Source organism: Methylorubrum aminovorans (assembly GCF_022179725.1).
GTDB classification, from domain to species: domain Bacteria; phylum Pseudomonadota; class Alphaproteobacteria; order Rhizobiales; family Beijerinckiaceae; genus Methylobacterium; species Methylobacterium aminovorans.
The window spans coordinates 114,454-131,831 of record NZ_BPRC01000006.1 but is presented as its reverse complement, the minus strand read 5'-3'; the positions used below and the strand labels follow the sequence as shown (position 1 = coordinate 131,831).

Genomic DNA, 17,378 nt, shown 5'->3' with positions numbered 1-17,378 from the left:
ATCACAGATTGCATCGAACCGTCAGGACCAGCACAGGCGTTTTGTGCGGTCGTCGTACTGGCGGCGCGGCAACGAACGATCCCTGCAAGCTCATCACGGCCCGAACGGCGACCGAGCGCGCGATCGCGGCGTGAAGAACCGACGCGTCTTTGCCCTCGGCTGCCAGGGTTTGAACCGTCTCCCAGTACTGTTTCAACCACCGCCGGGCCTCGAGCACGCCGACGACGATTCCCGTCGTCGCACCGATCACGGCGCCGATGACGATCTTCGACGAATCCCAATGCAGCAGATACTCATCAGGGCCAGGTCCCGGCCGGATCATCATACCGATCCCCGAGGCCGCCCCCACCAGTGCGAAGAAAGCCATCTTCTCCGCTACGATCGATGCAAATTTTCGATACTTGGACTGCATGGGCGAGGCATCCCACCGAAGCGCTCTCTCTCAAGAAGCACAACCGCGGGATGAACCCGTTAAGATGGCATTCGTCGGTGGGGTTACACACAGCGCCGGGGAAGGCGGCACTCCGGCGCCGCCCCTCCCGCTCGAAAACCCGCGGCTCAGATCGCCGCGGCCGGGTCGCGATCCTCCGGATCACTGGCCGGCGGCGTCCGGTCGTTGCGGGATCGGCGCTCCATCAGGGCGCGGCCGAGGGCGCGCAGGGGCGCGGTGAGGCGGCGGGCGTCGTCGGCGCGCTCCATGATGGTCTCGCCGCGGCGGATCTCCCGGTCGAGCTTGGCCATGGTGCGGGCGAGCGCCGGGTCGTCGTCCTCCAGCCAGACCTCGACGGTGCGGGCGAAGGCGATCACGGTGCCCTGAAGCTTGAGCCGGCCGAGCGGCCCCTCCGTGTCGATGCCGGCGGCGGCCAGCATGTAGCGGTGCGAGTTGAGGGCGACCCCGTTGAGCGCCAGCATGGACAGCACGTCGCCGCGCAGCGCGAAGGCGATGCGGCGCAGGGCCGGCTTGTAGGGCGTCATCGCGTCGAGCCGGCGCATCAGCACGTCGAACAGGCGCTCGCGGGCAGGTTCGTCGGCGAGGTCGGCGGTGTCGACTTCCAGCACCTTGCGGTCGATGATCCGCGACAGGCCGCCGAGCACCGCCCCCTTCGAGGGGAAGAGATCGCGCAACTCGGCCAGACTCAGGCCCGCCTCACGGGCGATGTCGCCGACCTCGATGTCGTTCCAGGGCTGCTCGGCGGCGAGCCGCATCAGCGCCTCGACCGCGGCCTCGCGCGGGTTGGGCTTCGATGGGTTGGGCTTGGGCGGATTGGACGAGGCGCCGGATTGCGACGAACCGAACTTTGCATTGGTCTCGGACTTGCCACCGGCCTCGGACTCGCCGCCGGTGTTGGACTCGGGGGCCGTCGCCATGATCCGTGCTCCGTGTTCGGTTCGACGTCTCATGTAGGGGCGAAGTCGCCGGGTTGAACCCGCCACGGCGTCAGCCGGACAATTCGCCCGCCCGCCGCTTGGCCGCGGCGACCGCCTCCTGCATCAGCTCGGGCAGGGCGCCCTCGCGCATCAGCACGGCCAGCGCCGCCGCGGTGGTGCCGCCCGGCGAGGTCACGTCCCGGCGCAATTGCCCGGCCTCGCGGGGATCGGCATCGAGCAGGGCGCCGGCGCCCGCGACGGTGGCGCGGGCGAGCTGCGCCGACAGGTCCGGCGGCAGACCCGCCGCCACGCCGGCCTCGGCCAGCGCCTCCGCCAGCAGGAAGACGTAGGCCGGCCCCGAGCCCGAGACCGCGGTCACCGCATCGATCAGCGCTTCGTCGTCGAGCCACGCGATGAGGCCGGAGCTGGCGAGCAACGCCTCCGCCCCCGCCCGCGCCGACTCCCGGACCTCGGGGCTGCCGACGGCGCCGGTCGCGCCCCGGCCGATGCTGGCGGGAAGGTTGGGCATGACGCGCACCACGGCGCGGGCCGACGGCAGGCGGCGCTTCAGGTCGGCGATGGTCTTGCCCGCCAGGATCGAGACGACGAGGGTCTCGGGGCCGATCCAGGCCGAGAGCGCCGGGGCGGCCTCGTCGAGGACCTGCGGCTTGATGCCGAGCACCAGGGCTCCGGCCGGAGCGGCCGCTTCGGTGTTGAGGCGCAAGCCCCGCTCGGCGCAGAGCACGGCGATCTCCGGGGAGGGCTGCGGATCGATCACCGTCACGGCGGCGGGGTCGAGGCCACCCGCGAGCCAGCCCCGCAGCAGGGCCGCTCCCATCTTGCCGGCACCGGCCAGAACCAGGGGCGTGGGGAACGGGGGCGGGGCGTGGTCCTGCGTCATCGTTACTGATCCCGCGCGGCGCTCAGGCCTCGCCTTCGGTCTCGAACAGCACCGCGTCGAGGGCCTCGCGGGCGCTCTTGCCGGCCCAGAGCACGAACTGGAACGCCTGATAGTAGCGCTCGCAGGCATCGGCGGCGGTCTTCATCATCATGGCGCACTGGCCCTGCGTCGGCGCGATGCCGTCGGTGAGCAGCAGCGAGTGACGGAACATCACCACGCTGTCGGACGACCACAGGTCGAAATGGCCGATCCAGAGCTGCTCGTTCACCAGCGCCACGAGGCGCAGCATCTCGGCCCGGCGCCGCTCCGGCACCTTCAGGTCGAAGGCGGCGGCCACGTGCAGCGACTCGACTTCCTCGATCCAGGTGAAGGCAACGTGGTATTCGGCCCAGCGTCCCGAGACGGAGACCGACATCTCATCCGTCTCGATCCGATCGAAGATCCAGTCCCGCAGCGAGGCGAGGCGCTCGACGACATCGAGCGGGTGCTCCGGCCGGTCGCTGTCTTCGATGAGGCTAAGCTGGGTCATGGCGATCCAAGTTGTCGACCCGGTCGATGCGCTCGATCGGGCCGGCGGTCAAAGCAGGGCCGTGACGGGAATCGAGGCGACGCCCGTCGATCTCCGTCCTGCGGAGGGGTTCAATCCAGATTTCACCGCCCCAGGGTTTGGTTCCACCTTTCCGCCGGGGCGAATCAACTTCGGATCGTTTATAGCCCGCGCGGGCCGCGGGCTTCAAAGCGTCGCCCGGGCATCAGCGGTGGGCAACGCGGCTATCCACCGATGCTTCCTGTGCAAAGAAATCCGGATTCCGCGTTTTCCCCCAAGGGTGAGTCTTTGCTGAGCCTCCGGTGAGTCGGCGCCGGCGCTCAGACCGATTCCGTGCTGCCGGCGCTCCCCGCCTCGGCGCCGAGGCGGGCCTCCAGGGCGCTGACGCGGGCAGCCAGCGCGTCGTTCTGGCTGCGCAGGGCCGCGACGAGGTCGCGCAGCACGTCCACCTCCTCGCGGGTGGCAACGTCCATGTCGCGGATCAGGCGCTCGACCTGGCCCTTGAACATCGTCTCCGCCTCGCGGCGCACCCCTTGGGCCGCTCCGGCGGCATCGGTGAACAGGCGGGCGACATCGTCGAAAAGGCGGTTCGAGCCTTGCATGGGGATCTCCTCCCGCGCCCGGACCTGTTCGAGCACGTTCCCACGACATAAGAATCGGCGGCCGGCAGGGCAATCGAGGGGCGCTCACGAAACAGGGCGATCGCTCTGAGCGACAGCCCTGGAAAGCCGGACCGGATTGTTGCCGCAGGTGTCGGAGCCGGCAGCGGAAACGCGGGGTTACAATCTTCACCGTCGGCCATACTTCCGGGCCGAGCGCGTGCGGGCGTAAGACTGTCCCCGCCATGACCACGAACCAGCCGACGCCCCACATCCTCGTCGTTGAGGACGACCGCGAGATCAGCGCGCTCGTCGCGCGCTACCTGCGCGCCAACGAGTGCCGGGTGAGCCTGGCGGGCGACGGGCGCGAGATGGACCGGGTGCTGGCCGATGCCCGGGTCGACCTCATCGTCCTCGACCTGATGCTGCCGGGCGAGGACGGCCTGAGCCTGTGCCGGCGCCTTCGGGCCGCGTCGCAGGTGCCGATCCTGATGCTCACGGCGAAGTCCGAAGAGATCGACCGCATCGTCGGGCTGGAGATCGGCGCCGACGACTATCTCGGCAAGCCGTTCAACCCGCGCGAATTGCTGGCGCGCATCCGGGCGATCCTGCGGCGCAAGGGCGCCGAGCCGCAGGACGGGGACGGCGCGCGCCGCTTCCACTTCGCGGGCTGGACCCTCGATGTCGGCCTGCGGCAGGTGCTGAGCCCGGAGGGCGCGCGCATCGCCATGACGGGGGCCGAGTTCGACCTGCTCCACGCGCTCTGCCTGCGGCCCGGCCGGGTGCTCTCCCGCGACCAGCTCCTCGACCTGACCCAAGGGCGGGCGGCGGGTCCGTTCGAGCGAAGCATCGACGTGCTGGTCTCGCGCATCCGCCAGAAGATCGAGCGCGACCCGCGCAACCCCGAGATCATCCGCACGATCCGCTCGGGCGGCTACCTGTTCGCGCCGGAGATTGCCCGGACATGAGCCCCGCCAGAACCACGGCAGAGTCGGCGCAGGCCCCGCCCCCCGCCGCCGAACCGCGCCGTCCGCGACGGCCGGCCTGGCTGCACCGCCCCTGGCTGCACCGTCCTTGGCTGCACCGTCCTTGGCTGCACCGTCCTTGGCCGCGCCCGAGAAAGGCCGCCGGGCAGATCGCGCTCCTCGTCGTGACGGCCCTGCTCTGCACCCATGGGCTCGCGGCGGTCATGCTGGTGGCGCTCCGCGAGCCGTGGCGGCCGGACGAGCGGCCGGGGGTGGCCGCGACGCGGCTTTCCGTGGTCGCGCGGCTGCTCGATACCGCCGAGCCGGGCGAGCGTGACGGGATTCTCCGGGCGGCGGCGCGCAGCCTGCCGACCCTGCGCATCGCCCCCTGGGACGGCGCCGTGCCGCCGGCCGGCCAGGGCGACGAGGAGGACGAGATCGGGCGCCACCCGCTGATCGAGCGCCTGCGCGACGGCTTCGGCCGCGCGCTGCCGGTGACCGATCTCTCCCCCGGCCATGACCGGGGAAGGACGGGCCTGCTGCAGATCGGCATCACCACACCGGCCGGTGCCCGACTGCAGGCGGTGCTGCCCGACGACTTTCCCCGTCCGCCGGCGCAGGGGCTGATCATCTTCACCTTCGTCTCCCTCGGGGTGAGCCTCACGCTGCTCTCGTTCTGGGCGACGCGGGCACTCACCGCGCCGCTCGCCGGGCTCGCCGCGGCGGCGGAAGCCTTCGGCACGGCGGAGGAGCCGCCGCCCTTGCCTCAGCGCGGGCCGGAGGAGGTGCTGGCGCTCGCCCGCGCGCTCGACCGGATGCGCACCCGCCTGCTGCGCCTGCTCGATGACCGCACGCAGATGCTGGCCGCGATCAGCCACGATCTGCGCACCCCGATCACCCGCCTGCGGCTGCGCGCGGAGTTCATCGAGGACGAGCGCGCCCGCGAGATGACCCTGCGCGACCTCGACCAGATGAACGGGCTCGTGGAATCCGCGCTCTCCTATGTCCGGGACGGGCAGGGCGCGCCGGGCGAGGGCCAGACCACGCTGATCGACCTCGCCTCGGTGGTGCAGACGGTCTGCGACGGGTTCAGCGACGTCGGCGCGGCGGTGAGCCTGGAACGGACCCGCCACGTCCTCGTGCGCGGCCGCCCCGACGACCTCCAGCGGGCGATCACCAACCTCGTCGACAACGCCGTGAAGTATGGCGGCGGCGCCCGCCTCGTCATGGGGCCGGCGGGCTCCGGCGACCATCCCGGCGTGGCGGTGGAGGTGATCGACGACGGACCCGGCATCCCCGACGCCGAGCGCAGCGCCATGCTCCAGCCCTTCGTGCGCGGCGACCGCGCCCGCAATCTCGATGCGGCGAGCGGGTTCGGCCTCGGACTGTCGATCGTGGTCGCCATCGTCGAGGGGCATGGCGGGCAGCTGACCTTGGAGAACCGCCCCGGCGGCGGCTTCTGCGCCCGCATCGAGCTGCCGCTCGCCGCCGGGCGGACGGGGGAGGCGGGGGAGGCGGGGGCTGCCACCAAGTCGGCGTAGCCCTCGTCCGCGAGGAACGGCCAGGCAGTGCCGCGCCCTGCGACGCCCCCCCGACCTGTCCCGCTCCGTTCACGACCTCACATTGGCGTGGGCCGCCACTTCCGGCCGAGGGCATGTTTTCAGTTCAAGCTCATCCAGCGGAGAAGGTTAACCCGCGGATGATCAGTCCTGAAACGTCTTTGTAAGACTTCGGCAACCCCGTTGCTTTAGCCGTGAGCCGCCCAGAGCAGCTCGGTCCTCGCCTCGATGAGTCTTCCCCATTCCGGACCCATCGACGGTGAGTTCGCAAGCCTCAACCAACTGCGCTTCTCGCCCCCGATCGAGGCGCTGTTCGAGAAGGCAGGGCTCCCCCAACGCATCGAACTCGGCCGGACGACGCTCGCCGTCGCCATCCTCCTCTACGACGTCTTCCTTCTGGCCGATTGGGTGATCCTGCCGGACGTGTTGTGGCCGCTCACCGTGATGCGCCTGGGCATCGCCACGCCGCTGGCCCTTCTGACCATCTGGACCCTGCCGCGCAGCCGATGCGTCTGGCAGGTCGACGGCCTGCTCGTGGCGACCTCCGTCCTCTCGGTGCTGATGCCCTCGACGATCATCTCGCTCGGCACGTCGAACTATGTCGCGATCTATCAGTTCGGCGCGATTCTCATCATCATCTACCTGGTTCTGGTGCAGCGCGTCCGGTTCCGGCTGGCCGTCCTCGGACTGGTGCTCATCGTCCTCATCCAAGTCGCGACCATCGCGAGCCGGCCCGAGGTGGATGCCGCGACCTTCTGGTACATCGTGAGCTTCTACGTCCTCGCGTCGGTCATCCTCCTCCTGGGATCGTTCGTGCTGGAGCGGACGGAGCGCTACGGCTTCCTCCAGCGGCTCCGGGCCGATTCGATGATCGAGCACAACGAGGCGATGGCCCGGACGGATCAACTGACGGGCCTGTTCAACCGGCATCATCTCGCGACGATCGGCGCCGATCTCATCCCCAAGAGCGACGCCGAGCCTCTCGGGGCACTCCTGATCGACATCGACCACTTCAAGCGGTTCAACGACACCCAGGGGCATCTGGCGGGCGACCGCTGCATCCGTGCCATCAGCGATCTGGTGCGCGAGATGCTGGCTCCCGCCAACGAGAACACGCCCCCGCTGGGAACGGCCGTGCGCTTCGGCGGCGAGGAGATCCTCGTGCTGCTCCCAGGCATGTCGGCCGCGCAGGCCGCCGTGCTCGGGGACGCCATCCGCCGTCGCGTAGAGGGCGTGCGCATTCCCCATCCCGGTCTCGGGCCCGCGGGCGTGGTGACACTGTCGATCGGGGTCGCCGACTGGAAGAACGGCGACACGGAACTGGATGCGCTCGTGAACGCCGCCGACGCCGCCCTCTATCGAGCGAAAGACCTCGGCCGCAATCGCGTCATGGTGGCCTGATCCGTGCGCCGCCCGGCGCCGACGCTTCCCATCACCAGCCCCGCCGCCGGCCCGATGCGCGGGCCGGCGTCGCTCGGTGTCTCTCACGACACGCCCGCCGCGCTGTCCTCGCCCGAGCGAGAACGGTCGGTGACCGGGAGCTTTGTGAGGCACTCTAAAACTCCATGTCGAGTTCCTCGATCTCCTCCGGTTCGCTCTCGGCAAGGGCCGCCCACTCGTTCATCAGATCCCAGGCGAGGATCGTGTCGCGGTAGGTCGCGGCGGTGAAGGGGAGGGCGACGTCGTAGGTGCGGAAGCGGGTGCAGACGGGCGCGTACATCGCATCCGCCAGGGTCGGCCGCGCCCCGAACAGGTAGGGTCCGCCCGAGCGCGACAGGCAATCCTCGAAGATCGCGCAGATTCGCTCGATGTCGCCCTTGGCACCGTTGAAGATCTTGAAGCCGCGGTGGAGGCTGCGCAGGTTCATCGGCAGGGCCGAGCGCAGGTTGATGAAGCCGCCATGCATCTCGCCCGAGACCGCGCGGCAGCGGGCGCGCTCGGCGGGCGCCTCGGGCAGGAGGCCGGCCTCCGGCCGGATCTCGTTGAGATATTCGGCGATGGCGAGCACGTCCCACACCGTGATCGCGCCGTGTTCGAGCCGCGGCACCAGGAAGGACGGCGACAGGTGGAGCAGTTCGGCCCGCGTCGCCGCGTCCGAGCCGGACAGAATCGTCACCGAGAGATCGAGCCCGGCCATCCGGCACAGCAGCCAGCCGCGCAGGGACCAGGACGAGTAGTTGCGGCTGGAGATCGTGAGGGTCGCCTCGGCCATGACTCTTCTCCGGATTGCGCGTCCGCCCGAGCCTGCGGCTCAGGCCTCGGACCTCAAGGCGGCATCCAAGACTCGTGCCGAGCATCCCGCCTCGGCTTCCACTTTTCCGGCAAAAGAATTCCCCTTTTCCCGGCAGACGTGCAAAGTGATGCATTGGCATCACAGCCCTGCGCGATATACTTTTGTTCGGTTGCGCCCAACTCAGAACCGCTTAGCCTGTTCGTCCGGCATCAGCTCCTGAGGGCGGCAGGACGAGGCGGGAAGCGAAGCGGGCGAATCCGGGCCATTCGGGACGTTCGCGAGAGATTGGCGCGTGCAGGCACCTTGCGCGCTTGGAGTTCGGCCCGATGCTCTACCAAGCCTTCGATGTCCAATCGGACATCGCCCGGCAGACCCGCCAATGGGGCCGCCTCCTGCAGGAAGCCTCCGCGCCGTGGATGCGGACGCCCTGGCATGACGCCGCGAAATGGTGGTCGGCGGGGGCGCGCATGATGATGCGCGCCGGCCTCACTTTCACGCGGCCGGCCTACGGCATCCATTCCGCCATGGTCGGCAACCGCGAAGTGCCCGTGATCGAGGAGCCGGTGCTCGCCACGCCCTTCGGCACCCTGCTCCGCTTCCGCAAGGATATCGACACCGTTCAGCCCAAGGTGCTGGTGCTCGCCCCCCTCTCGGGCCACTTCGCCACGCTGCTGCGCAGCACCGTGCGCACCCTGTTGCCCGACCACGACGTCTACATCACCGACTGGCACAACGCCCGTGACGTGCCGGTCTCGGAAGGGCGCTTCGGCTTCGACGACTACGTCGATCACGTGGTGCGCTTTCTGGAGACCGTCGGCGAGGGCGCCCATCTCATGGCCGTGTGCCAGCCCGCCGTGCAGGCGCTCGCCGCCACGGCGCTGATGGCGCACACCAAGAACCCGGCGCAGCCGCGCAGCATGACCCTGATGGCCGGGCCGGTCGATTGCCGCGTCAGCCCGACCTCGGTGAACCGGCTCGCGACCTCGAAGCCGATCGAGTGGTTCGAGAAGAACCTGATCGAGACGGTGCCCGGCCGCCACAAGGGCGCGGGGCGGCGGGTCTATCCCGGCTTCACGCAGGTCTCGGCCTTCGTCTCGATGAACGCCAAGCGCCACAGGGACGCGCATACGGACCTGTTCTGGCACTATGTCGACGGCAGCGCCGACAAGGCGCAGGCGATCGAGACCTTCTACGACGAGTATTTCGCCGTCCTCGACCTCGCCGCCGAGTTCTACCTCGAGACGGTCAAGATCGTCTTCCAGGACTACACCCTCGCCCGCAACCAGCTCACCTATCGCGGCGAGCCCATCGACATGGGCGCCATCCGCCACACCGCCCTGATGACGGTGGAAGGCGAGCGCGACGATATCTGCGCGGTGGGACAGACCATGGCCGCCCACGACCTCTGCTCGGGTCTGCCGCCGCATATGAAGAGCCACCATCTTCAAGCGGGGGTGGGCCATTACGGCGTGTTCTCGGGGCGCAAGTGGGAAGCGCAGACCTACCCGATCGTGCGCAACTTCATCGCCTCGCACGCGTGAGACGCCTCCGTCCTTGCGAGCGGAGCGGCGCTCTCCAGCAGCGGCGCTCTCCAGCAGCGGCGCTCTCCAGCAGCGGCGCTCTCCAGCAGCGGCGCTCTCCAGCAGCGGCGCTCTCCAGCAGCGGCGCTCCATCCGGCAACGGCGCGCCCTGGATCGCTTGCGCCGAGCCTCGCGATGACGGCGTGGAGCGAAAACCGCTCGGTCCCGCGCTTGCAAGAGGCTTTCGCGCACTTCCAACACGAACCTGTTTCGTGTATGCCGCGCGCTCAGGTGCAATTCTTTCGCACCGATTCGGCTGCCGTCACGACGCCTCCTCCGGAACAAAACCGGGGCAGGGGCGCCTGACGGCTTTTTCCCGGTTCCGCCGGGAATCCGAGGCCGGTGCGGTTCGAAACAACAGATCCTAGGGGTTGATTCCGTTGCAGGTACTCGTTCGCGATAACAACGTCGATCAGGCGCTCCGCGTCCTCAAGAAGAAGATGCAGCGTGAGGGCATCTTCCGCGAGATGAAGCAGCGCAAGGCCTACGAGAAGCCCTCCGTGCGCAAGGCTCGCGAGAAGGCCGAGGCCGTCCGCCGCGCCCGCAAGCAGGCCCGCAAGACCGCGATCCGCGAGGGCCTGATCGCCGCGCCGAAGCCGAAGCCCCGGACCGGCGCCCCGCGCCGTCCCGGCATGCCGAGCTTCTCGCAGCAGCCGGCCGCCGTCCAGGCGCCCGCCGCCGCGTCCTGAGGCGAAACCCTTCGCGACGCGCCGGCCCCGCAACGGGCCGCGCGCGATCCGGATACGAAAAAGGCCCCTCCGGTTCGACCGGCGGGGCCTTTTTCGTGGGAAGCGAATCGCTTCAAGCGGCGCGCGCGGTGAGCGTGGCGCGTTCCGCCTGCCGCAGCAATTCCAGGGGCAGCCAGGGCTTACGCATGTAGACCGCGTGAGGCGGGATCTCGGTGCGGCCCTCCTCGCGGGCCTCGGAGGTCACCACGAGCCGCACCTCCGGCCAGCGGTCCTCGACGGTGCGCGCCAGCGCCGCCCCGTCCATTGCGCCCGAGAGATGCGTGTCGGCGATCACCATCGCCACCGTCACATCGCCGCGCTCCAGCACGGCGAGCGCGTCCTCGGCGCTCGAACAGGCGATGACGTCGAGGTCGGTCTCCTCGATCAGGGCGGTCGCGAGATCGCGGGCGGCCTCGTCGTCCTCGACGAGGAGCGCGACCGGGCTGTCTCCGGTGTGAGCCATGATGTCTCCCTGAAGCTGTGCGAGCGGTTCGGAGCGGCGGCCCGGCCAAGGGCACGTCGCGCAAGGGCAGACCGCGACGGAATCGGCGGCGGCGTCGATGCTTGCCCTGCGACAACAAGTTCGGGGATGATCGGTTCAGTGAAATTGTGCCGGTCTGAACCGCACGAACCGCGCCGCTCCTTAACGGGCTGTTCACCACACGAAGCGAATTGTTACAGTCCGGCGACGCGTGGCGGTCCGAACGGACCGATGCTTGCATGCGTCGCCCTGGACCGCAAAGGAGGCTCTTGTCCCACCATGTGCCGCTTCCTCGCCTATCTCGGTGAGCCGGTCCTCCTGAACGAGCTGGTCTGCGCCCCGACCCATTCGCTGGTCCATCAGTCGCTGCACGCCTCAGAGGCCAAGACCGAGACCAACGGCGACGGGTTCGGGATCGGCTGGTACGGCGAGCATGCCGAGCCCGGCCTCTACCGCGACATCTGCCCGGCCTGGTCGGACGAGAACCTGGTGAACCTCTGCCGTCAGGTGCGGGCGCGGACCTTCTTCGCCCATGTCCGTGCGGCGACCGGCACGGCGACGACGCGGGCCAACTGCCATCCCTTCGCCCATGGCCGGCACCTGTTCATGCATAACGGCCAGATCGGCGGCTATCACCGGATCAAGCGACGCCTGGAGGCGCTGATCCCGGACGAGCTCTACGACACCCGCCGCGGTTCGACCGATTCAGAAGCGCTCTTCCTGCTGGCGCTCGCCAACGGCCTCGACACCGATCCCGTCGCCGCGATGGAGGCGACCTGCGCCACCGTGCGCGGGCTGATGCAGGAGGCCCGGATCACGGAAGCCTTCCGCTTCACCGCGGTGCTCACCGACGGCGAGAGCCTCACCGCCTTCCGCTGGGCCTGCGACGGCCGCCCGCCGAGCCTGTACTACCGCGAGAGCGAGCGCGGCCTCACCGTCGTCTCCGAGCCGATCGACGGCTGCAAGGAGGGCTGGACGATCGTGCCCAAGGGCGGAACGCTGCGGGCCAGCCGCGGCCACCGCGCCACCGTCAGCCTGCCGCGCGCGGAGCGCGCCGCCGCCTGATGCAGGCTTGCCCTGAGCCCGCAGCCATGGTGAAGGTTTTGAAAGGACGAGTCCTTGTCAAAGGTGCAGGGCTAAAGCCCTGCAAACCGGTTTCGCCGGCTTCAGGGCTCTACCCTGACGACCCGCCAAAGGGCTTGAAGCCCTTTGGGATCCCCGATGAGTATCGAGCTTGAGACGGTCGCCGGTCTGTTCGGCGTGGCCGTGGTAGCGGGCGCCATCGACGCCATCGCCGGCGGGGGCGGGCTGATGACCCTGCCGGCCCTGCTGCTCGCCGGGCTCGATCCGGTGAGCGCGATCGCCACCAACAAGCTGCAGGGCAGCGCCGGCTCGGTCTCGGCCACGATCGCCTTCGCCCGGCGCGGGCTGATCCGCTGGCGCGAGGCCGCCCCCGCTGCGCTCGGGGCCGGCCTCGCCTCGGTCGCGGGCGCGCTCTGCGTCAGCCTGCTGCCGCGCCCGGTCCTCGACGCGCTGGTGCCGGTCATGCTCGTCGGCATCGCGCTCTATTTCGCCACCGCCCGGCGGATGAGCAACGAGGACGCGGCGGCGCGCATCACCCCCGGCCTGTTCGCCGTGACGCTGGCGCCCGCGGTCGGCTTCTACGACGGCGTGTTCGGGCCCGGTGCCGGCTCGTTCTACATGATCGGATTCGTCACCCTGCTCGGGCTCGGCGTGGTGCGCGCCACCGCCCACACCAAGCTGTCGAACGCCGCGAGCAATCTGGGCAGCCTCGCCCTGTTCACGCTCCAGGGGGCGGTGATCTGGCCGGTGGGGCTCACAATGGCGGCTGGCGCCTTCCTCGGTGCCCAGGTCGGCTCGGCGCTCGCCGTGCGCCTCGGCGCCCGGCTGATCCGTCCGCTTCTCGTGCTCATCGCCTGCGCGATGGCGCTGCGCCTTCTGTCGAACCCGGCCAACCCCCTGCGTCAGGCCGTGGCCGGGCTCTTTTCGTAAGCGTCTCAAGCCCCTTGCGGGCCGAGGCTTCAGCGCGGGATGAAGGCCCAGTAGTCGAGATCGAGGATCACCGACGGGTCGTAGCCCTCGCCCTGCCGGTCCGGATAAGCCCCACAGGGCTGGTTCTTGGCCGCCACCGTGCGCAGGCGCAGCGCACCGATATCGCTGCGGCCGGGCAGTTCGGCGGTCTCCAGCACCTCGGACCAAGCGTAGACCGTATCGCCGGCAAACAGTGGCGCCACGTGGCGGCCGGCATTGATGCCGCCGATGGCGAAGGCGTTGGCGAGCCCGTTGAAGCTCAGCGCGCGGGCGAGCGAGATGACGTGGCCGCCATAGATCAGGCGCTTGCCGAACTTGGTCTCCCGTGTCGCCACGGCGTCGAAATGGACCTTGGCGGTGTTCTGGAACAGGCGCGTGGCGATCTGGTGCTCGGCCTCCTCGACGGTCATGCCGTCGACGTGATCGATCTTCTCGCCGACCGCGTAATCGCCGAAGCGATGCGGGCTGCCGGCGAGCGCATCGTCGTAAGCCGCCGGATCGAACGGGGGCAGGGCGCCCGCGAGGTCGGCCGGGCTCACGACCTTGGCGAGCTGGGGTACATGCTCCTCGGCGATCTTGGCCTCGGGGTCGCGCTTGCGCACGAGCACCCAGCGGCAATAGCTCAGCACGGTCCGGCCCGAGGCATCCGAGCCGGTGGAGCGCACGTAGACCACGCCGGTCTGACGGTTGGAGCTCTCCTTCAGGCCGATCACCTCGGAGACGGTGGAGAGCGTCTCGCCGGGATAGACCGGGCGGTGGAAACCGCCCTCGGCGTAGCCGAGATTGGCCAGTGCGTTGAGGGAGATGTCCGGCACGGTCTTGCCGAACACCACGTGGAAGGTGAGCCAATCGTCGAGCGGGCTTGCCGGATATCCGATCGCACGCGCGAAGGCGTCCGAGGACTGCACGGCGAAGCGTGGGCCGTAGAGGGCGGTGTAGAGCGCCACGTCGCCCGTGGTGACGGTGCGCGGCGTGGCGTGGCGGATGGTCTCTCCGAGGCGGAAATCCTCGAAGAAGCGGCCCGGATTGGTCTTCATAGCTTGCGCGTCGCTCCCGTCACGGCTCTTCCTGGCCGGGGCGGTCCCGCCCTGAATACGATATTCAGTCGAGACCCTAACGTCCTGATTCTGCATCGGCTTTTCGGACGGGCCGGCGCCACTCCGCAAATCCGCTGCCCTCTCGCCTTAGCAACGGGTCCGGCCCGCGCGCAATGCCGCGCCGCGTGGCCGGGCCCGGCGGGTCAGAAGGCGATCTGGACGTAGAGGTCGGTGGCGAGCTTCTGCGCGAACAGCAGGAGCAGGATCAGGATGATCGGCGAGATGTCGACGCCGCCGAGATTGGGAAGCAGGTTACGGATCGGCCGCAGCACCGGCTCGGTGACGCGATAGAGGAACTCGCCGATCTGCGAGACGATCGGATTGCGCACGTTGACCACGTTGAAGGCCACGAGCCAGCTCAGCACGGCGCTCGCGATGAGGACGTAGATGTAGAGCTGGATGATGGTGTTGAAGAGCCAGAGCAGGGCATTCATGCGGGGGGTATCGGTCCTCGTCGCCCCGCACGGAGACCCGGCGTGAGGGACGCGGGCGCGGCGGGAAATTTCCGGAATTGACAGGCCGAAGCGGACAAGCCTACAAGGCCCTCGCCTCGGACGGGGCTGTAGCTCAGATGGGAGAGCGCCGCAATCGCACTGCGGAGGTCAGGGGTTCGAATCCCCTCAGCTCCACCACCGACTTTCGCTTGAAAATTGGTGTGTGGCATCAAGGACTTGGGGAGTGGCAGCTCCCGGATAAATCCCAATTCCTCCCACGCTTCCGTTTCGCTAAATCCCAGGCGTGGTCCGGTTTTCGACAGGATATCCACACCACCCCCGCGCAGCTACGGGGCAACCCTTGCTGTGCCTGACCCACGCCGTGCGCGTTGGTAGAGGGCGCGCCGGCCGGTGAATATCGAAGCCTGCACCGGCTTGGCGGGACCGCCGTCGTCCGGACCGGATGATCCAGGGATTCCGAGCGGCGGGGGCTACAAGGCCGCGCCGAGCCCGATTCGGAGGCGGTACTGCCACGTCAGCGAGAGGCAGACGCCTTCGAGGCTGGCCCAGATGTGGGCCGCATCCACGCCGAGCTGGAACAGGTTGCGCTGGAAGACCGCGCGGGTGTCCCGCGGGATCTCGAAGCTGTTCTCCGCCATGCCGGGCGGCGTCCACGCCGAGGCCGGATCGGGGTGGGCCGAGAACAGGCCCTTCTGGCTCGCGATGCGGGGCGCCAGGGCGGAGGGCAGCAGGAAGCCGACCTCGGCGATCTCGAAGGGGCCGGGACCCCGCTCGGGGTCGATCATGGAACTGCCGCCGAGCGGATGCGCGTACACGATGGCGTCCTCGTTCGCGGGCTGGCTGGCAACGGCGAAGAAGCAGGCGATGAGCGGATTGGTCGTCCAGTCGAGCAAGCGGGTCGGGAGACCGTAATGCTGACCCAGCGCCAGCCAGTCCCAATCCGTCGCCCCGGGCATCGCGACGTGCAGCCTGGCCTCGCGCTTGAAATCCTGGAACAGTTGCCGTTCGTGGCGCGGGTCGAACTCGGCGCCCCGGCCGGCGCTGGGCTTGCACTCGAAGGCCTTCGACGCGCAGCCGCGGAACACCCATCGTGAGTTCATGCGTGCCGCCAGGAAGGCGTGGAACGCCTGCCAGCGCTCCTGCGCCGGCCCGCCCTCTCCATCGCCGGACCCCGATGGTCCGGACGGGGACGGCGTGCGATCAGGCGCCCGCAGGCGCGCCGGAGCGGGTGGAAACCGTGGCGGCCTCAACGGGTGCCCTCCCGGCCGCCGATCACCGCAGGCATGCCACACACGTCCGGTAGAGCGCCGTGGCGAGATCGTGCGTCACCTCGCAGCCGCTTCCCGAGAACATCGTCAAATCCCCGCCGGAGGCCGTCTCGGCGAGCAGCACCACCGGCATGCCGTTGGCTTGCGCGTAGCCGACGTGAAGGTTCGTCCCGAGGTCGGCGACGTCGCCCAGGGCTAGGAGGGCTGAATGGGGCACGCGAGGCCGGGGCGGCCAATTCGCTCGCGTGGGTGAGCGGGGGCCGTCGTCCGCAAACGCCGTCTCCGTCCTGAACCCGAGCGCGTCGAGGTAAGCGGCCGCCTCGTCGAAGAGCCATCTTTGGGCCATGGTCCGGCGCGGTCCGGACAGGTAGACCCGGCAACCCGACGCGGGGCGCCCGGGCACCGCCTCCATCCCTTCGAGCTCGTCCGGCGGAGGCAGCGGCAACCGAGCCCCGTCGTTGAACCACGCCACGCAGCGGGACGCGAGGTCGGCCGCCCCCACGGCGTCGAAGCCACGCTCGCCCCAATAATGCGCGAAGGCCGCGCAGAAGACGTCGCCGGCCCCGATCCTGAACCAGCGGCGGGCGGCGTACGCCGGCACCGGGATGCCGGGGGCGTCGCCCCGGTACACCGTGGCACCGCCGAATGCGTGGCGCGACACGACGAGCGTGGCGCCCTCGCGGGCCATGACGCCGGTCGCGGCGTCGCGCGGGTCCGGGAGCGGCCCGAGCCGGACCAAGTCGGCATCCTGCACCACGTAGGCGAGTTGCTCCGTCGCCCGCGAGCCGGAACGCACGAAGGAGGACGCGGGGTCGGCGGAGCGCGGGTCGTAGACCGCCCGGCCGGCCGTGAGCCGGGCCGTGCCCTCCAGCATGCCGAACCCGAGCACGACGTCGCCGGTGACGGCCAGGTCGGCGTAGCGCCGGCCGGCCTCGGGAACCCAGCTCTTGCGAAGGGGATGCCAATACTCGAATTCGAGCCGCTCCCCGATGGCGACGATGTCCGTCTCGACCTCGAAGGCGGCCATGGTCGCCCGGAGGTCGCCGGCCGACTCGGCGTAAGCATACGTGCTCAGGCGGGTGCCCGGGGACAGCGCGCTCACCGCCATGGCGGCGCGCGCGCCCGAACCGAACAGGCCGGCCCAGGCGGGGAACGCGCAGCTCTCGAAATATGTGCCGCCGACGACGTTCACGCCTCGGCCCTCGTGACCGTAACGGTGCAGCGCGTCGCGCCGACATCCTCGATGAGGGCCTCGAACCGCACCCCCTGGTCGAGGCAGCCGAGCAGGCTCACGAGGCCGCGGAACGCGGCGAGGGCGCCGACGGTCGCCCCGTCGGCGGTGCGGCAGACTGCGGTGCTGGCGCCCGCGCCGGCCACGAGGTCCACCTCCAACACGTCTCCGGCCTGCAGGCCGCGCGTGGCGTCGCGGCGGACACCGATCAGGTCGACCGTGAAGGTCAGGTCGCACTCGTCGGACCCTGTCCGGACCTGTCCCATGCCGTACGGCATGCGGCGGCGTTTGGGTGGGAGCCCTCCGCCCATTCG

General features: G+C 69.7%; 19 protein-coding genes and 1 tRNA gene. 8 read left to right on the top strand and 12 right to left on the bottom strand.

Annotated elements, in window-relative coordinates; genetic code table 11:
- Position 1: 1 nt before the first annotated feature.
- From MFF24_RS10935 to MFF24_RS10915, 5 genes are all read right to left on the bottom strand, one after another.
- The gene (locus MFF24_RS10935; RefSeq protein WP_238224445.1) at positions 2–412 is read right to left on the bottom strand and encodes a hypothetical protein; all 411 of its coding nucleotides are present in this window, start codon (positions 410–412) and stop codon (positions 2–4) included.
- 146 nt (positions 413–558) lie between these two features.
- Complete coding sequence (locus tag MFF24_RS10930; RefSeq protein ID WP_238224443.1) at positions 559–1,368, bottom strand: TetR/AcrR family transcriptional regulator; 810 nt, start codon at positions 1,366–1,368, stop codon at positions 559–561.
- A gap of 70 nt (positions 1,369–1,438) precedes the next feature.
- Entirely contained in the window at positions 1,439–2,269 is an 831-nt protein-coding gene (proC, locus tag MFF24_RS10925; RefSeq protein WP_238224442.1) for a pyrroline-5-carboxylate reductase, read from the bottom strand.
- A 22-nt stretch (positions 2,270–2,291) separates the two neighbouring features.
- Positions 2,292–2,798 carry a type III secretion system chaperone family protein gene (locus MFF24_RS10920; RefSeq protein ID WP_003607101.1) on the bottom strand — a complete coding sequence of 169 codons (507 nt, stop codon included), beginning with the start codon at positions 2,796–2,798 and terminating at the stop codon, positions 2,292–2,294.
- 338 nt (positions 2,799–3,136) lie between these two features.
- Positions 3,137–3,418, bottom strand: a complete 282-nt coding sequence (locus tag MFF24_RS10915) for an accessory factor UbiK family protein (protein WP_026105500.1) — start codon at positions 3,416–3,418, stop codon at positions 3,137–3,139.
- Between the two features lie 242 nt (positions 3,419–3,660).
- Between MFF24_RS10915 and MFF24_RS10910 the strand changes: the two genes are divergently transcribed.
- The 3 genes from MFF24_RS10910 (at position 3,661) to MFF24_RS10900 (ending at position 7,340) form a co-directional block, all read left to right on the top strand.
- Positions 3,661–4,383 carry a response regulator gene (locus MFF24_RS10910; protein WP_133090089.1) on the top strand — a complete coding sequence of 241 codons (723 nt, stop codon included), beginning with the start codon at positions 3,661–3,663 and terminating at the stop codon, positions 4,381–4,383.
- Positions 4,380–5,921: an ATP-binding protein gene (locus MFF24_RS10905; protein WP_238224441.1), complete on the top strand. Its 1,542-nt coding sequence runs from the start codon at positions 4,380–4,382 to the stop codon at positions 5,919–5,921. Before MFF24_RS10910 ends, MFF24_RS10905 begins: the two co-directional genes overlap by 4 nt.
- 246 nt (positions 5,922–6,167) lie before the next feature.
- Complete coding sequence (locus MFF24_RS10900; RefSeq protein WP_238224440.1) at positions 6,168–7,340, top strand: GGDEF domain-containing protein; 1,173 nt, start codon at positions 6,168–6,170, stop codon at positions 7,338–7,340.
- A 154-nt stretch (positions 7,341–7,494) separates the two neighbouring features.
- Here MFF24_RS10900 and MFF24_RS10895 read toward each other — a convergent pair whose 3' ends face one another.
- A complete protein-coding gene (locus tag MFF24_RS10895) occupies positions 7,495–8,151 on the bottom strand; it encodes a glutathione S-transferase family protein (RefSeq protein WP_238224439.1) in 657 nt (218 codons plus the stop codon).
- Between the two features lie 347 nt (positions 8,152–8,498).
- On the opposite strand from MFF24_RS10895, the gene MFF24_RS10890 reads away from it, so the two are divergent.
- Both MFF24_RS10890 and rpsU read left to right on the top strand, forming a co-directional pair.
- Positions 8,499–9,713: a polyhydroxyalkanoate depolymerase gene (locus MFF24_RS10890; RefSeq protein ID WP_238224438.1), complete on the top strand. Its 1,215-nt coding sequence runs from the start codon at positions 8,499–8,501 to the stop codon at positions 9,711–9,713.
- A gap of 419 nt (positions 9,714–10,132) precedes the next feature.
- Positions 10,133–10,441: a 30S ribosomal protein S21 gene (gene rpsU, locus MFF24_RS10885; RefSeq protein WP_108941567.1), complete on the top strand. Its 309-nt coding sequence runs from the start codon at positions 10,133–10,135 to the stop codon at positions 10,439–10,441.
- Between the two features lie 112 nt (positions 10,442–10,553).
- Here the strand turns inward: rpsU and MFF24_RS10880 are convergent, their stop codons facing one another.
- Positions 10,554–10,943 carry a response regulator gene (locus MFF24_RS10880; RefSeq protein WP_108941568.1) on the bottom strand — a complete coding sequence of 130 codons (390 nt, stop codon included), beginning with the start codon at positions 10,941–10,943 and terminating at the stop codon, positions 10,554–10,556.
- Positions 10,944–11,240: 297 nt separating this feature from the next.
- Here MFF24_RS10880 and MFF24_RS10875 point away from each other — a divergent pair, with 297 nt between their 5' ends.
- Complete coding sequence (locus tag MFF24_RS10875) at positions 11,241–12,026, top strand: class II glutamine amidotransferase (RefSeq protein WP_108941569.1); 786 nt, start codon at positions 11,241–11,243, stop codon at positions 12,024–12,026.
- Positions 12,027–12,182: 156 nt separating this feature from the next.
- On the top strand, positions 12,183–12,974 hold the full coding sequence (locus tag MFF24_RS10870; RefSeq protein WP_238224437.1) for a TSUP family transporter: 792 nt from the start codon (positions 12,183–12,185) through the stop codon (positions 12,972–12,974).
- A gap of 29 nt (positions 12,975–13,003) precedes the next feature.
- Here MFF24_RS10870 and MFF24_RS10865 read toward each other — a convergent pair whose 3' ends face one another.
- Positions 13,004–14,050, bottom strand: a complete 1,047-nt coding sequence (locus MFF24_RS10865; protein ID WP_238224435.1) for a MaoC family dehydratase — start codon at positions 14,048–14,050, stop codon at positions 13,004–13,006.
- Between the two features lie 203 nt (positions 14,051–14,253).
- Entirely contained in the window at positions 14,254–14,544 is a 291-nt protein-coding gene (locus MFF24_RS10860; protein ID WP_108941572.1) for a YggT family protein, read from the bottom strand.
- Between the two features lie 122 nt (positions 14,545–14,666).
- Between MFF24_RS10860 and MFF24_RS10855 the strand changes: the two genes are divergently transcribed.
- Positions 14,667–14,742, top strand: a tRNA-Ala gene (locus MFF24_RS10855).
- 293 nt (positions 14,743–15,035) lie between these two features.
- On the opposite strand, the gene MFF24_RS10850 is transcribed toward MFF24_RS10855, so the two are convergent.
- The 3 genes from MFF24_RS10850 to MFF24_RS10840 all read right to left on the bottom strand — a co-directional run bounded on the left by MFF24_RS10850 (position 15,036) and on the right by MFF24_RS10840 (position 17,375).
- A complete protein-coding gene (locus MFF24_RS10850; RefSeq protein WP_003604313.1) occupies positions 15,036–15,665 on the bottom strand; it encodes an FRG domain-containing protein in 630 nt (209 codons plus the stop codon).
- Positions 15,666–15,837: 172 nt separating this feature from the next.
- Complete coding sequence (locus tag MFF24_RS10845) at positions 15,838–17,025, bottom strand: carbohydrate kinase family protein (RefSeq protein WP_012455858.1); 1,188 nt, start codon at positions 17,023–17,025, stop codon at positions 15,838–15,840.
- Positions 17,022–17,375, bottom strand: coding sequence for a hypothetical protein (locus MFF24_RS10840; protein WP_003604315.1), 354 nt, complete (start codon positions 17,373–17,375; stop codon positions 17,022–17,024). The genes MFF24_RS10845 and MFF24_RS10840 overlap by 4 nt, the downstream gene beginning before the upstream one ends.
- Between the last annotated feature and the right edge of the window lie 3 nt (positions 17,376–17,378).

What these genes read in the sequence shown, in the direction of transcription:
- MFF24_RS10905 (WP_238224441.1), top strand. Translation starts at nt 4,380, where the DNA reads ATGAGCCCCGCCAGAACCACGGCAGAGTCGGCGCAGGCCCCGCCCCCC.
- MFF24_RS10935 (WP_238224445.1), bottom strand. Translation starts at nt 412, where the DNA reads ATGCAGTCCAAGTATCGAAAATTTGCATCGATCGTAGCGGAGAAGATG.
- MFF24_RS10910 (WP_133090089.1), top strand. Translation starts at nt 3,661, where the DNA reads ATGACCACGAACCAGCCGACGCCCCACATCCTCGTCGTTGAGGACGAC.
- MFF24_RS10890 (WP_238224438.1), top strand. Translation starts at nt 8,499, where the DNA reads ATGCTCTACCAAGCCTTCGATGTCCAATCGGACATCGCCCGGCAGACC.
- MFF24_RS10850 (WP_003604313.1), bottom strand. Translation starts at nt 15,665, where the DNA reads ATGAACTCACGATGGGTGTTCCGCGGCTGCGCGTCGAAGGCCTTCGAG.
- MFF24_RS10860 (WP_108941572.1), bottom strand. Translation starts at nt 14,544, where the DNA reads ATGAATGCCCTGCTCTGGCTCTTCAACACCATCATCCAGCTCTACATC.
- proC (WP_238224442.1), bottom strand. Translation starts at nt 2,269, where the DNA reads ATGACGCAGGACCACGCCCCGCCCCCGTTCCCCACGCCCCTGGTTCTG.
- MFF24_RS10875 (WP_108941569.1), top strand. Translation starts at nt 11,241, where the DNA reads ATGTGCCGCTTCCTCGCCTATCTCGGTGAGCCGGTCCTCCTGAACGAG.
- MFF24_RS10915 (WP_026105500.1), bottom strand. Translation starts at nt 3,418, where the DNA reads ATGCAAGGCTCGAACCGCCTTTTCGACGATGTCGCCCGCCTGTTCACC.
- MFF24_RS10900 (WP_238224440.1), top strand. Translation starts at nt 6,168, where the DNA reads ATGAGTCTTCCCCATTCCGGACCCATCGACGGTGAGTTCGCAAGCCTC.
- MFF24_RS10870 (WP_238224437.1), top strand. Translation starts at nt 12,183, where the DNA reads ATGAGTATCGAGCTTGAGACGGTCGCCGGTCTGTTCGGCGTGGCCGTG.
- MFF24_RS10930 (WP_238224443.1), bottom strand. Translation starts at nt 1,368, where the DNA reads ATGGCGACGGCCCCCGAGTCCAACACCGGCGGCGAGTCCGAGGCCGGT.
- MFF24_RS10865 (WP_238224435.1), bottom strand. Translation starts at nt 14,050, where the DNA reads ATGAAGACCAATCCGGGCCGCTTCTTCGAGGATTTCCGCCTCGGAGAG.
- MFF24_RS10895 (WP_238224439.1), bottom strand. Translation starts at nt 8,151, where the DNA reads ATGGCCGAGGCGACCCTCACGATCTCCAGCCGCAACTACTCGTCCTGG.
- MFF24_RS10840 (WP_003604315.1), bottom strand. Translation starts at nt 17,375, where the DNA reads ATGGGCGGAGGGCTCCCACCCAAACGCCGCCGCATGCCGTACGGCATG.
- MFF24_RS10920 (WP_003607101.1), bottom strand. Translation starts at nt 2,798, where the DNA reads ATGACCCAGCTTAGCCTCATCGAAGACAGCGACCGGCCGGAGCACCCG.
- MFF24_RS10880 (WP_108941568.1), bottom strand. Translation starts at nt 10,943, where the DNA reads ATGGCTCACACCGGAGACAGCCCGGTCGCGCTCCTCGTCGAGGACGAC.